This window comes from Terrihabitans soli, from assembly GCF_014191545.1.
Taxonomy (GTDB): domain Bacteria; phylum Pseudomonadota; class Alphaproteobacteria; order Rhizobiales; family Methylopilaceae; genus Flaviflagellibacter; species Flaviflagellibacter soli.
Genome location: NZ_AP023361.1, coordinates 2,102,701 through 2,115,370, shown reverse-complemented (window position 1 = coordinate 2,115,370; position 12,670 = coordinate 2,102,701). Strand labels below are relative to the sequence as shown.

Here is a 12,670-nt window from a genome sequence, read left to right as displayed (position 1 = left end):
GGCAGGGGGGGCAGGGGAAGCCCGGTCTGCTCCAAAAGGCAGGGTAAAATGGCTCAAAACCGCTGGACTTTGGTCACGGGCGCCTCGGCCGGCATGGGGCTGGAACTCGCCCGCCTGTTTGCCAAGGACGGGCACGGGCTCGTCCTGGTTGCCCGGAGGAAGGACCGGCTCGACCAGCTGGCGGCCGAGCTTTCGGGACAGCACGGCGTTCCGGTCAAAACCCTGGGGCTTGATCTTGCGGCGCCCGGCGCCGTGAAAGACCTCGTCGATTTCACCGTTCGAGAAGGCGTCGATGTCCATACACTCGTCAACAATGCGGGGTTCGGCCTGCGCGGCGCGTTCCACGAACTCGATGCGGAGCGGCAGGATGAGATGGTGCGCCTCAATGTCGGCGCGGTGACCTCGCTCGCCCGCGCCTTTCTGCCCGGCATGATCGCGCGCCGGGAAGGCGGCATTCTCAATCTTGCCAGCATGGCGGCGTTTCAGTCCGGGCCGTATATGGCCGTCTATTACGCGACCAAGGCTTACGTGCTGTCGTTCTCCGAAGCGCTGCACGAAGAAGCAAAAGACCATGGCGTGAAAGTCTCGGCCTTTTGCCCCGGCCCGGTGCAGACGGAGTTTGTGGCGATTGCAGGTCTTGAAGGCCGTCCGCGTTTCGACACGGCGCCGGATGCCGCGTCCATGGCGCGCGCCGGTTATGATGCCTATGTCGCGAACAAGGCCATCTTCATTCCCGGTCTCTTCAACAAGCTCGGTATATTCATGGAGCGCCTCGTGCCGCGCTCGGTGCCGCGCAGCGCGGTGAAGAAGTTCAACGCCTCGAAATAGATCTGCGCTTACGCCGTCGCCAGAAAGCGCTGCTGCGATGCAACGACATTGCGCAGGTTCAGAATGGGCGCGGCATCCGGAAGGCCGAGCAGCTGCGCCTGGGCAAAAGTCAGCGGCGGCGGCACAGGCGGTCTCGTCCACTCGACTTCGCCGCCGATCTGGGCCGCGAGCATGCGGGCCCGAAGTCCGGCCTGTTCACGCCCGGGTTCCAGTTTCGGCAGATTGGCGATGTCCGTGAAGACGCCCACCCGGTAGACGGTGAGGCCGCTGGAAAAAACCATGGCGACGAGTTTGCCGTCGAGTTTCACATCCGCACGGTCGAGCTGTTTGGGCGTGCCGTCGGAATTGCGCGTCATCGACAGCATGTTTTTCAGCGATTCCCGCATGCGATCCCGGGAGGCGGATGACTGTGAAGCGGAACCCATGGCGTCCTCCTGTTGACGCCTTGGCGCTGCAATCGCCGTTCCATGAATTTACTCAATAAAAACAGTGGGTTCTGCATCCATTTAAGGAGCCGGAAAGGATAATTTTTGCCGCCCTCAGCAGTTCTTGCCGGGCGCTCTGCGAACATGCGGGAAGCGGTGCGACGACTATCTAAGATTGATAATTTATGTAAAATCCCGTATAAGTTGTTTTAGGCGGGAGGTATCGATGGGCATCAGGGCGTGTCTCTCGGCGGTGCTGTTCCTCATCTTGGTGACGCCCGGTCGCGCCAACGACGTGCCGCTCCATCTGCATAAGTCCATTATTTCTCAGACGCAGGACAAGTGCGTACGCCGCACCAGCGACGTCCTGCGGAGAATTGGCGGCGAGAATATTCAGGATCTGGCGCAGGGGCATTCGGATTTTGTGTACGGGGAAGTGCCGCGGCACGGGACGGTAATGGTTTACTGTGTGCCGGCTCAGGGCGGCGTGCAGTTTGTTGTCGTCTCGGCGTCAACGGTCGGCGCAGCAGCGAGGACGTTGACGAAATCCGTTGCGAGCGATGTGGTCGGATCTCAGATAGCCAACTTAGGAAATCCGTTTGAAGGCGCCGGGTTTGTGCCGATGAATGCCCGCAAGGCTGCGATCAATCAAACTCAATCGCAATGTGCCAGACGTGCGGCCGCGGTTCTCCGGGACAAGGGCGCGCAGGATTTGCAGACCAACCCGGATTTTATTTTTGGTGTGCTTCCCGGTCAGGCCACGGTGGCGATGTATTGCATCCCCATGGATCCCGGCCAGACGCAACTGTTTGCGATCGTCGGTTCGAAGGATGGAAATGTCGCGACCGAAGTTAGGCGCGACATACAAAGATCGATGGGCGTCGCTCAGGTTGACTAGTCTTTGCTGATCTTCCGGCATCGCGCCGGGCAGGAGAAGACGATGGCCAAAACAGGGCTTCTGCTAGCTATCCTGTTCGCGGCGCCGCTTATGGCGAGCGAGACATATGCCCAAGTGTCGGTGCCGATGAGTGCCGGAAAGCAGATCATCAATATGCGGCAGGCCCGGTGCGTGGAACGGGCACGCGAAGTACTGGTGAGCTTTCCAGCCGGGGAAATTCAGGTCCACGGCGATTTTCTGTTTGGCGTGCGCCGCAGAGAGGGCACGATCATGATCTATTGCCTGCCGGTCAACGCCAACCAGACCCAGCTGATTGTAATTACCGGTGCGACCGTCGATTCCACGCGCTTGAGAGAGGACGTGCAGCGCCGTATTGCGCAGGGACAGCCATAGGCGCGTTGGGTGTTCTTAAAAAAACGCCCGGCTTTCACCGGGCGCTCTTCGAGACTTTCAGTCATTCAAACCCGGCTGATTCACACCGGGGGCATGCCGCCGCCGCTCGATTCCTGGATCCAGTGCCACAGCGCCCAGAGCGCGGAGAGGCCGACCAGGACATAGATGATGCGGGTGATGATCGATGAGCCGAATATGGCCTCGACCAGATTGAAGCCCGCAATGCCGATAAGGCCCCAGTTCAGGCCGCCGATGATCAGAAGCAGCGTTGCGATGAGTTCGACCCATTCCATGTTGCGTTTCCCCTGTGCGCCGAGTCGCACGCTGTGATGAGAGCAACAGATAAAATACACCTCAAGCGCGAACAGGACATGCGGAGGCCCGCTCATGTTTCATGAGCGAGCCCCGCGCATTGCCCGGGTAAAACCTCGGAAGATAAATGCCAGCCGGCCTGTAAGCCGGGTTCTGTAGGGCAGGTTTTGACACCTGCGCGATGGCCATTCCTCTGGGACGTCCGTCGCCGGACGCCTCGAGCAACCAACCCGGACGGCTATCTGGAGGCGGGATCTGGGTCGAGCCCGCGCCGTCCCTATTAGGTTTTGCTCCCGGTGGGGTTTGCCCTGCCACGTCCGTTGCCGGACGCGCGGTGCGCTCTTACCGCACCCTTTCACCCTTACCCCGGCGAACCGGGGCGGTTTGCTTTCTGTGGCACTTTCCCTGAGGTCACCCTCGCCGGGCGTTACCCGGCACCGTGCCTCCATGGAGCCCGGACTTTCCTCTCCTTGCGGAGCGGCCATCCGGCCGGCTGGCAAGCCCCCATTAGGGGCCGGGCGGCGGCGAACGCAAGCACCCCGCCCAAAGAGGCGCTTGCGAGGCTTAACGAATGCTCCTAGCTCAGGCCCCTTATGAACCGCCTGTTCTCGGCCAGCGCGCCGCTTCTGTTTGTCGTGCTGTGGTCGTCGGGCTTCATCGTCGCGCGGCTTGTCGCGCCTTACGCCGATCCGCTCACCTTCACATCAGTGCGCTTCGTCGTCGTCATTGCGTTGCTCACCGTCATTGCGGTTTTGAGCCGCGCGCCCTGGCCGTCATCGCCGCGCGCGATCGGCGCCAATGCCGTTTCGGGAATTCTGCTGCACGGACTTTATCTCGGCGGCGTGTTCTGGGCGGTGAAGCACGGACTGCCGGCCGGCATTGCGGGGCTTTTCGCCGGGCTTCAGCCGCTGGTGACAGCGATGGTCGCAAAACCGCTGCTCGGCGAAGACGTCGGATTGCGCCGCTGGATCGGCATTCTGCTCGGCTTTTCGGGCACCGCGCTCGTGCTCGAACCGAAGATCGGCGCCGTCGAAGGTGCGATCCCCGGCATAGCGCTCGCTGTCGCGGCGCTGGCCGTTGCCGGGTTCACCTTCGGCACGATCTGGCAGAAGCGCACCGGCGAAAAGATGGACCTTAGAACCGGCAATGTCGTGCAATTTTCCGCGGCGCTGATACCGGTCGGCATCCTTGCGCTTCTGACCGAGAATCTGCGGCTCGATCCGGTGCCTGAACTTTTCGCCGGCCTTGCCTGGTCGGTGCTCGGCATGTCGATCGGCGCCATCACGCTCTTGCTCCTGCTCATCAAGCGCGGCGAGGTCGTACAGACGGCGTCCTTGCTTTATCTCGTGCCGCCGGTCACCGCGCTGATGGCGTGGATCGGCTTCGGCGAAGCCCTCAATCTCATCCAGCTGATCGGCATGGGCGTTGCCGCATTCGGCGTCGCGCTGACGACACGGCAGTAAAAACCCGGAAGCGGCGAAGCTGCTTCCGGGTTATCGGCTTTTTACGACCGGCCGTTTTCGCGCTGGGCGACGAGCTTGTTGCGGTCGGCGGGCGCGGCCTTGGCCATGTAGTTTTTGACCTTGCCGCAATAGACCGAGCCGGCGCGCGTGACGCCGCGCACGCCATGGCCGCCCTGATATTTCGACACCGCGCCGCACAGATTGCCGCCGGCCTGGCGATAGGCTTCGCCGAGATATTTCATGCCGTATTTGAGATTGGTCTCGGGATCGTACAGACCCGCGCGCGTGCCGGTATAGCCGATGCCCTGGGCGGTGCGGTAGCTGATCTGCATGAGGCCGATATAGGTGCCGGCGCCGGTGGCGCGCGCATTGTAGCGGCTCTCGACCATCACGACCCCGTGGCCGACCTGAGCCGGAACACCATTGGCTTCCGCATAGCGCTGAACAAGCGATTGCAGGCTGTTGCCCGATGCGGCGCCGCGTGTGGACGAGCGGCCTTCGATCAGGCGCTCACGCTTCTCGGCCCGGTCTTCCTTGATGTCGCGGATTTCGTCCTTCAGATCGGCGCGTTCCTCGCGCTTTTCCTTCGGCGTTTTGGCTTCGCGCACATCCTGCAATTCCTCGCGAATCTCCTTGCGCTGTTCCGGGGTTGCCGATTGCAGGAACCCGTGCACATCGGCATCGGCGAAAGCGGGCAGTGCAAAAGACGAGGCGGCGAGCGCCCCTGCGACGAGGGTTCGGATCATCAAGGATCTCCGCGATGTTTGGGATGGCGCGGAGATTTGCCGGAAAATCGGGTGGCAGGCTGTTCTTAACCGGGCGAAGATGAGGCAAAATCAGCGTGATTGCCACATTGTCTTCACAGTGTTTAAGTTCCGTACAGCCTGACGTTGCCGTACCTACAAAACGGTTAGGTTAGGTAGCGCTTTCAGCAGACGCCGCAGGGTTGCGATGGTTGATGGATCCACCACGCCATCGACCTTTTCCTGCCGGAAATGGCGCTGGAAGGCGGTGACGACGGCTTTGGTCTGCGCATCGTATGTGCCGGTGATCTCGAGGCCGTAGCCGTAGATCGAAAAGAGCGACTGGATTTCCTCGACCGGCTCGCCGGTATCGCCTTCGAAAAAGCTGTCCTCGCCCGTCGTGGTCAGCGGCGCGGGTTTCTGCCAGTGGCCGAGTTTTGCGGCGGCAAGCTTCTCCCACGGAAATTTCTCGCCGGGATCGTCTTTGCGGCGCGGCGCGACATCCGAATGCGCCAGCACGCGCTGGCGCGGAATGGAATGACGTTCGCAGATGTCGACGCCGAGCCGGATGACGGCGTCGATCTGCGCCTCCGGGAAATCGCGATAGCCGTGCTCATGGCCGGGATTTGCGATCTCGATGCCGATCGAGCGCGCATTGATATCGGTCTCGCCCTCCCAGACGGAGAGGCCTGCATGCCAGGCGCGCTTTTCCTCCGGTACCATCTGCACAATCCGCCCGTCTTCGTGGACGAGATAATGGCAGGAGACTTTGCTGGCCGGATCGCACAGCCGTTCCACCGCCTCATCGGCCGAGACCATGCCGGTATAGTGGAGAAGGAGGATATCGACCGGCTCGTCTTCGGTCCGCGCATCGTGATTGGGCGAGGGCGCGACCGCGGTCACATGCGGGCTGTCGGGGGAAAAACTCATGGCAAAGCGGTGCCACAGGCCCGCCAATGGGGCAAGGAGCCGGGGCAGAGCGGGCAATACCGGAACGGGGGCGGTCCAACGGCGTTTCTTCCCAAAGGTGGGAGGCCTCCCAATGAGACGCTTTATGACCCTTTCCGCTGCGGCGCTGGCTTTCGTCGCGGCGACATCTCTGTCCAGCGCCCAGGTCAGTTCCGGCGGCGGCGCATCCTCCGGCGGCGCGTCTTCTGGCGGCGGTTCTTCGGTCGGTGGATCGTCCGCATCGCCGTCATCCTCAGGCCTGTCGTCGACGACGACCGCGCCCGCGGTCCAGCCGGTGCCGCAGCCGGCGACCGATCCGAACAATCAGGTGGCGCCGAGCGCGGTTGGATTGCCCGGCGGCGGCTCGAGCGTTCCGCAGACGCCGGGTTCGGGCGTCGGCAGCAAAGTGCCGCTCTACGGCACGCAGAATGCCAGCGGCATTGGCGGTTCGATCAACGCGTCGGAGCAGCGCTCCAGCGACACCGATTGCACCGGCACCGGCACGCGATCGAGTACAGGTTCGGGATCGACCTCGACCACGACATCGAGCTGCGCATCTGGCGGGCTTGGTACGAAGTCGATTACCGGCAGCGGCAGCGCCATCGACGTCACGCGCTAGTTACTGATCGTAGGCGCCTTCGACGGAGCCGGTATAGGGCGAGGGCACGCGCGCGACCGGCCATTGCTTGAGCGGTGCATACGACATCGGCACATTGGTGCTGCGCGCGGCGTAGGGATCGTAAGTCCGCTGCGGTGAGCTTCCGACCTCATAGGGATCGTATCCGCGCTGGACCGGTGCATCGCGATAGGCGGGCTGCTGCGGATAGTGTGAAGGCGTGCGGGAGCCGTATTGGGGCTGCGCCTGTTGCGGATAGGCCTGCTGATAGCCGGGTTGCTGATAATCCGGCTGGCGGTATCCATCCTGCGGAACTTGCGCGTAATCCTGCTGCGGATAGCCCGTCTGATAACCGCCTTGCGGGTACGCCCCGGAATATTGCGGCGTTGTCTGTGCCGGATAAGGCTGTTGCGGATAGTTGGGGGCCTGCGAGATTTCCGGCGGATAGTAATTGGGCTGCGGCTCATAGCGCGGCGCCGGCATGTTCGGCATTTTCTGCGGCAGAGGCCGGCAATAGGCGCGCGTTCCCGCCGCGTCATGCCGCGCGAGATCGAGATGGAAATGATCTTCGTGATAGCCGTCGCTGCCGGGGCCGAGCACCGTTTTGAAGGTGCCGCACGCGCCGCCATGCGCCGCGCGCAGGAAGTTGCGGTCCTGCGATGAGCCGCGGCTCCAGTGCGAGCGCACATCGATCTCGCGTCCGTCGGCGAGATAGAACGCCTTGATGTCGAGCGCATTGCCGAAGGAATGTTCGGACAGAGGCGCGCCGCGTTTGTTGTTGCGCGTGCGGCAGCCGTATGAGGCGATGTTCTTGATGCCGGTGACCGGCTGGCCGTAGCTCGCCATGGCGGCGGGCTGCACGACCTCGCGGATCCATTTATTGAGCGCGACATGCATCGGACAGCCGATGCGTGCCCCGGGCTGGACGGTCACATCGCCATTGCCGAGGCCCGACACCTTGAACGGATATTGGAGGCCGCAGCCGAATTTCTGATCGATGGCAGGGAGCGGGTCGGCAAAGGGCGAGGCGGTAAGCCCGCCTTCGCGCAGGCAGCGCAGCTCGGCTGCGTCCCGCCACGGATCGCGGCGTTCGCCCATATCGAGCTTGCCGCACCCCGTCAGAAACGCACACAACGCGACCGCGAAGAGACCGTACGCAACCCTGGTCCGCATAATTTGCGGACAATGCCGTCCAGTCTGTTAAGGCCGCGTTTACGCTCCCCGGACCGCGCACAGCAAAGCCGTGTCGCGTGATCCGGGGTCCAGGAGTGAGGGCGTTCGAACTCGGATGTTTCCGAGTTCGCTTCTTTTAATCTCAAGTCGGGAACACCCGACTTGAGTGCCGCTCAGAATGTGCTTTGCGCTTATGTCCGGGTCCCGGATCGGCAGCTGTGCTGCACACAGCTTGTCCGGGACACGGCTTAGGCGTTGACGCCGCCATCGACCAGAAGCGAGGCGCCGGTGACGTAACGACCGCCATCGCCCGCAAGGAACGACACCATCGCGGCGATGTCCTTGCCCTGTCCGTAGGAGCCGAGCGCCGTCAGCGTCTTCAGATATTCGGCGTTCTCGCCATCGGCCGGGTTCATGTCGGTATCGATCGGGCCGGGCTCGACGACATTCACGGTGATCCCGCGCGGACCGTAATCGCGCGCCATGCCGCGGGTGAGGCCGACAAGCGCGGCCTTTGTCATCGAGTACAGGGAGACGCCGGGAAAGCCGACGCGTTCGCCAAGGCACGAGCCGATGGAGACAATGCGTCCGCCTTTCTGCATGTGCTTTGCGGCGGTGCGCGAGGCGATGAAAACCGAGCGGGTGTTGATCGCGATCGTCCGGTCGATCACGTCGAGCGGCACATCGTCGACCGGGGCATCGGGTGCCACACCGGCATTGTTGACGAGAAGATCGATGCGTCCGAATTGCGAAAAGGTTTTTTCGACCGCGCCTTCGACGGCCGCCGCATCGGCGCTGTCGGCCTGGAACGCCGTCACTTTATGTCCGGCTTTGTTCAGTTTCTCTTCGAGCGCTTTTGCGGGCGCAGCACCGCTGACATAAGTGAACGCGACGTCAAACCCGTCCTCTGCGAGACGTTCGACGATGGCGGCGCCGATGCCGCGGCTACCCCCGGTGACGAGAGCAACCTTCTTATCCTTGCCGGCCATGTTAATCTCCTATAATGTACCGATTGGTATGATATTGGGAATGGCAGGCCGGACTGTCAATGATATATATACCGAAAGGTACAAATAAATGCCCCGTGGACGTCCTCTAGAGTTCGACAGGTCCAAAGCTCTGGAGCTTGCGATGCGCGAGTTCTGGAAGCGCGGCTATGCGTCGACTTCGATGGCGGATCTGACGGAAGCCATGGGCATCAACAGACCGAGCCTTTATGCCGCTTTCGGCTGCAAGGAGGCGCTCTTCCGTGAAGCGGCGGAGTTTTATGTGGCGAGCGAGGGCGTCGAGGCCGTTGCGGCGCTGGAGGAAGGCGCGACCGCGCGCGAGGCAATCGAGCGCCTTCTGCTTTTTTTCGCGAAGAATTATGTCGAGAAAGGCAAGCCGCCCGGCTGCATGATGGTGCTGTCGAGTCTTGTCGGTGCGCCGGAGGACGAAGAAATCCGCGACTTCCTTGCCGCCGCGCGCCATGAGGGCATCAGCAATGTCAAAAAGCGGCTCGACCGCGGCGTAAAAGACGGCGACGTGCCGAAAAAGACCGATACCGCCGCGCTTGCCGCCTATATCTCAACGGTCACGCAGGGCATGTCCGTGCAGGCGCGTGACGGAGTCAAACGCTCCGACCTCGAGCGCATCGTGCGCCAGCAAATGGCGGTATGGGACGGGCTGATCGCGGCCAGCCAGAAAGCCTGACAACGCTTTGGTGAAAAGAAAAACGCGCGGCCTTGGCCGCGCGTTGACCGGTTTCCACTTTTCGGGATCATGCGTCAGAGCGCGTCGTTGTCGATTTCGCCGGTGCGGATGCGCAGCGCGCTCTCGATCGGCAGGACGAAGATTTTTCCGTCGCCGATCTGTCCGGTCTTTGCGGTCTTCACGATGGCCTCGATCGTGCGTTGGGCGTTTTCGTCGGGCACCGCAATTTCGAGTCTGACCTTCGGCAGGAAATGGATGGCGTATTCGGCGCCGCGATAGATTTCAGTATGGCCCTTCTGGCGGCCATAGCCTTTCACTTCCGAAACGGTGATGCCCTGCACGCCGACGGCCGAGAGCGCATCGCGCACCTCGTCGAGCTTGAACGGTTTGATGATCGCAATAATGAGCCTCATGTGCGCTCCCCCTTGCTGCCGATTGTTCTTGGCAGTCCGCCGCCCAAAAAGGCAGGCGTTTGGTCAGATTATCGGGCGTTGGGGCTGGAGCGGAAAGGGGGCGAGCGGGAGCGGCGGTATTTTTTAGCCAGGGTTTTGTTCCCCGGACAGCGCACAGCGAAGCTGTGTCGCGTGATCCGGGGTCCAGATATGAGAGCGGCACTCGGGCCGGGTGTTCCCGACTTGAGTTTTCAAAGGGTCGAACTCGGAAACATCCGAGTTCGAATGCCGCTCAACCAGCGCTTCGCACTTTACTCCTGGGTCCCGGATCGGCGCTGTGCTGCGCACAGCTTGTCCGAGACGGTGTTCAGCTGAGCACCGCTTTGACGACGCCGTTGGCCTTGCCGAAATCCATCTTGCCGGCATAGCGGGCTTTCAGTTCGCCCATGACGCGGCCCATGTCTTTGAGGCCGGCCGCGCCGAGCTCCTTCACCACGCCTTCGATGGCGGCCTTCGTCTCGGCCTCGTCCATCTGCTTGGGCATGAAGCCGGAGATGTGCTGGATTTCCTCATTCTCCTGGGCGGCAAGTTCGGCCCGGCCGTTCTCGGCATAGATTTTCGCCGATTCCTGCCGCTGCTTGATCATCTTCTGGAAGAGCTGCAGCAGCTCATCTTCAGAGAGGGGCTCCTTGCCCTGGCCGCGCGCCTCGATATCGCGGTCCTTGATGGCCGCATTGATCAGGCGGAGCGTTGCCAGGCGGCACTTCTGGCCGGCCTTCATCGCTTCCTTGAGGTCGTTATTGATCTGCTCGCGCAGGGCGGACATGGCGGATTTGCTCCGGAGAAATGGGGTGTGATGTTGACCGGCGCGCGGGCGGGGCTTAGCTAGCCCCCTGACCGCGCACTTTGGGCGCGCCAGACCTAAGGCAGACATGACGAGCGAACAAGCCCCCCGGGGAAGCGGCGACGCCTGGACCGAACCCAGGCCCACGGCTCTTTTGGTCCTGGCCGACGGGACCGTCCTTGAGGGGCAGGGCATGGGCGCCGAGGGGCAGGCGACCGGCGAAGTCTGCTTCAACACGGCCATGACCGGCTATCAGGAGATCCTGACGGATCCCTCTTATGCCGGCCAGATCATCACCTTCACCTTTCCCCATATCGGCAATGTCGGAACGAACGAGGACGACATCGAGACGGTGAATGCCGCCGCCTCGACCGGCGTCCGCGGCGCGGTTCTGGCCGCCCCGATCACCGATCCGTCCAACTGGCGCGCCAGCCGCGGCCTCGATGCCTGGCTGAAGGCCCGCGGTATTGTCGGCCTCACCGGCATCGACACGCGGGCGCTGACCGCGCTGATCCGCGAAAAGGGCATGCCGAACGCCGTCATCGCCCATGATCCGCAAGGCCGCTTCGATATCGACGCGCTGCGCAAAGCCGCCGCCGCCATTCCGAGCATGGAAGGCGTCGATCTCGTGCCGGGCGTCACCAGCGCCCAGCGCTTCGAGTGGGGCGAGGCGGGCTGGACCTTCGAGGGCGGCTACAAAAAACTCGGCTCGGGCAAACGCCGTGTGGTTGCCATCGATTACGGCGCCAAGCGCAACATCCTTCGCCTTCTCGCCGAACAGGATTGCCATGTCATCGTCGTGCCCGCGACGGTGACGGCCGATGAGATCATGGCGCTGAAGCCCGATGGCGTGTTCCTGTCGAACGGCCCGGGCGATCCGGCGGCAACCGGCGAATATGCAGTGCCGGTGATCCGCGAAGTGCTCGACAAGAAAGTGCCGACCTTCGGCATCTGTCTCGGCCATCAGCTGCTCGGCCTCGCTATCGGCGCGAAGACGCAGAAAATGCATCAGGGCCATCACGGCGCGAACCATCCGGTGAAGGACTTCACCACCGGCAAGGTCGAGATCACCTCGATGAATCACGGTTTTGCTGTCGATCGCGGCACGCTGCCGAACAATGCGGAAGAGACGCATGTCTCGTTGTTCGACGGCTCCAATTGCGGCATCCGTCTCACCGACCGTCCGGCTTTCTCCGTGCAGTACCATCCGGAAGCCAGCCCCGGCCCGCAGGACTCGCATTACCTCTTCAAACGTTTTGCCGATCTCATCGACAGCGCGAAGTAATCATGGACATCAAGCGCAGCGGTTCGCGCCCTTCCGCCAAAGCGCCTCCGGAATACTTCACCGGCGCCGTGCGGCAGGACCCGATCCTCGAAGCGCCGGAGCCGGCGCGGATGAAAAGCGTTCTCGTCACCTTCGAGCCCGGCGCGCGCACCAATTGGCACACCCACCCGCTCGGCCAGACGCTTGTGGTGACATCAGGCTTGGGACTGGCGCAGGTCTGGGGCGGCAAGATCGAAGAGATCCGTCCCGGCGATGTTGTGTGGATTCCGCCGGGCGAAAAGCACTGGCACGGTGCAAGCGCCTCCACGGCTATGTCGCATATCGCGATCCATGAAGCGCTGAACGGCGCTCATGTCGAATGGCTGGAGCCCGTCACCGACGCGCAGTATCAAGGCCGCTAGCGGCTGCCATTATGACGGTGAAGGTAGATAGAACGCCCATACGCAGTTCGAGACATCCGTCGCCGCAAAACGCAGCACCTTGTTTGCAGCGTTGATTTCCCAGACGCGATACGCATGAAACTGTGACGGATAATCCGGGTGCGGGAGTGTCACGTTCTCTTCGAGCGAGCGCCACTCATACGCCCACGGATTCAACCCATTGAGGTCGAAGGCTTGGCCTTCGGTTCCGATATGTGCGTAGCGCCATCCCGACATCG

General features: G+C 62.4%; 17 protein-coding genes and 1 other RNA gene. 8 read left to right on the top strand and 10 right to left on the bottom strand.

The genetic code is table 11. From position 1 onward, the window contains the following. Nucleotides 1-48 precede the first annotated feature (48 nt). Complete coding sequence (locus IZ6_RS10935; protein WP_222875086.1) at nucleotides 49-828, top strand: SDR family NAD(P)-dependent oxidoreductase; 780 nt, start codon at nucleotides 49-51, stop codon at nucleotides 826-828. Between the two features lie 8 nt (nucleotides 829-836). Here IZ6_RS10935 and IZ6_RS10930 read toward each other — a convergent pair whose 3' ends face one another. Beyond that, nucleotides 837-1,253: a hypothetical protein gene (locus tag IZ6_RS10930; protein WP_222875085.1), complete on the bottom strand. Its 417-nt coding sequence runs from the start codon at nucleotides 1,251-1,253 to the stop codon at nucleotides 837-839. 226 nt (nucleotides 1,254-1,479) lie between these two features. Here IZ6_RS10930 and IZ6_RS10925 point away from each other — a divergent pair, with 226 nt between their 5' ends. Together IZ6_RS10925 and IZ6_RS10920 are read left to right on the top strand one after the other, a co-directional pair. Continuing rightward, a complete protein-coding gene (locus tag IZ6_RS10925) occupies nucleotides 1,480-2,151 on the top strand; it encodes a hypothetical protein (RefSeq protein WP_222875084.1) in 672 nt (223 codons plus the stop codon). A 42-nt stretch (nucleotides 2,152-2,193) separates the two neighbouring features. Next, the gene (locus IZ6_RS10920; protein ID WP_222875083.1) at nucleotides 2,194-2,544 is read left to right on the top strand and encodes a hypothetical protein; all 351 of its coding nucleotides are present in this window, start codon (nucleotides 2,194-2,196) and stop codon (nucleotides 2,542-2,544) included. A gap of 80 nt (nucleotides 2,545-2,624) precedes the next feature. Here the strand turns inward: IZ6_RS10920 and IZ6_RS10915 are convergent, their stop codons facing one another. Both IZ6_RS10915 and rnpB read right to left on the bottom strand, forming a co-directional pair. After that, nucleotides 2,625-2,837 (bottom strand): DUF378 domain-containing protein, encoded by a 213-nt coding sequence (locus IZ6_RS10915; protein ID WP_222875082.1) that lies wholly within the window; start codon nucleotides 2,835-2,837, stop codon nucleotides 2,625-2,627. 145 nt (nucleotides 2,838-2,982) lie between these two features. After that, an RNA gene (gene rnpB, locus IZ6_RS10910) (RNase P RNA component class A) lies at nucleotides 2,983-3,353 on the bottom strand. Between the two features lie 96 nt (nucleotides 3,354-3,449). Between rnpB and IZ6_RS10905 the strand changes: the two genes are divergently transcribed. After that, entirely contained in the window at nucleotides 3,450-4,319 is an 870-nt protein-coding gene (locus IZ6_RS10905) for a DMT family transporter (protein ID WP_222875081.1), read from the top strand. 41 nt (nucleotides 4,320-4,360) lie between these two features. Here IZ6_RS10905 and IZ6_RS10900 read toward each other — a convergent pair whose 3' ends face one another. Continuing rightward, complete coding sequence (locus tag IZ6_RS10900) at nucleotides 4,361-5,065, bottom strand: lytic transglycosylase domain-containing protein (protein WP_222875080.1); 705 nt, start codon at nucleotides 5,063-5,065, stop codon at nucleotides 4,361-4,363. A gap of 153 nt (nucleotides 5,066-5,218) precedes the next feature. Next, entirely contained in the window at nucleotides 5,219-5,992 is a 774-nt protein-coding gene (locus IZ6_RS10895) for an N-acetylmuramoyl-L-alanine amidase (protein WP_222875079.1), read from the bottom strand. Between the two features lie 124 nt (nucleotides 5,993-6,116). Here IZ6_RS10895 and IZ6_RS10890 point away from each other — a divergent pair, with 124 nt between their 5' ends. Continuing rightward, nucleotides 6,117-6,629 (top strand): hypothetical protein, encoded by a 513-nt coding sequence (locus IZ6_RS10890; RefSeq protein WP_222875078.1) that lies wholly within the window; start codon nucleotides 6,117-6,119, stop codon nucleotides 6,627-6,629. On the opposite strand, the gene IZ6_RS10885 is transcribed toward IZ6_RS10890, so the two are convergent. Both IZ6_RS10885 and IZ6_RS10880 read right to left on the bottom strand, forming a co-directional pair. Continuing rightward, nucleotides 6,630-7,799 carry an extensin-like domain-containing protein gene (locus tag IZ6_RS10885; protein ID WP_222875077.1) on the bottom strand — a complete coding sequence of 390 codons (1,170 nt, stop codon included), beginning with the start codon at nucleotides 7,797-7,799 and terminating at the stop codon, nucleotides 6,630-6,632. It lies immediately after the preceding gene. 248 nt (nucleotides 7,800-8,047) lie between these two features. Beyond that, a complete protein-coding gene (locus tag IZ6_RS10880) occupies nucleotides 8,048-8,788 on the bottom strand; it encodes a 3-oxoacyl-ACP reductase family protein (protein WP_222875076.1) in 741 nt (246 codons plus the stop codon). An 88-nt stretch (nucleotides 8,789-8,876) separates the two neighbouring features. On the opposite strand from IZ6_RS10880, the gene IZ6_RS10875 reads away from it, so the two are divergent. Continuing rightward, a complete protein-coding gene (locus IZ6_RS10875) occupies nucleotides 8,877-9,491 on the top strand; it encodes a TetR/AcrR family transcriptional regulator (protein WP_222875075.1) in 615 nt (204 codons plus the stop codon). Nucleotides 9,492-9,565: 74 nt separating this feature from the next. On the opposite strand, the gene IZ6_RS10870 is transcribed toward IZ6_RS10875, so the two are convergent. Next, complete coding sequence (locus IZ6_RS10870; protein WP_222875074.1) at nucleotides 9,566-9,904, bottom strand: P-II family nitrogen regulator; 339 nt, start codon at nucleotides 9,902-9,904, stop codon at nucleotides 9,566-9,568. 346 nt (nucleotides 9,905-10,250) lie between these two features. Next, nucleotides 10,251-10,709, bottom strand: a complete 459-nt coding sequence (locus IZ6_RS10865) for a GatB/YqeY domain-containing protein (RefSeq protein WP_222875073.1) — start codon at nucleotides 10,707-10,709, stop codon at nucleotides 10,251-10,253. 106 nt (nucleotides 10,710-10,815) lie between these two features. Here IZ6_RS10865 and carA point away from each other — a divergent pair, with 106 nt between their 5' ends. Both carA and IZ6_RS10855 read left to right on the top strand, forming a co-directional pair. Next, nucleotides 10,816-12,012: a glutamine-hydrolyzing carbamoyl-phosphate synthase small subunit gene (gene carA / locus IZ6_RS10860; protein ID WP_222875072.1), complete on the top strand. Its 1,197-nt coding sequence runs from the start codon at nucleotides 10,816-10,818 to the stop codon at nucleotides 12,010-12,012. A 2-nt stretch (nucleotides 12,013-12,014) separates the two neighbouring features. Then, on the top strand, nucleotides 12,015-12,413 hold the full coding sequence (locus IZ6_RS10855) for a (R)-mandelonitrile lyase (protein WP_222875071.1): 399 nt from the start codon (nucleotides 12,015-12,017) through the stop codon (nucleotides 12,411-12,413). Between the two features lie 9 nt (nucleotides 12,414-12,422). Here IZ6_RS10855 and IZ6_RS10850 read toward each other — a convergent pair whose 3' ends face one another. Further along, nucleotides 12,423-12,668, bottom strand: a complete 246-nt coding sequence (locus IZ6_RS10850) for a hypothetical protein (RefSeq protein ID WP_222875070.1) — start codon at nucleotides 12,666-12,668, stop codon at nucleotides 12,423-12,425. Between the last annotated feature and the right edge of the window lie 2 nt (nucleotides 12,669-12,670).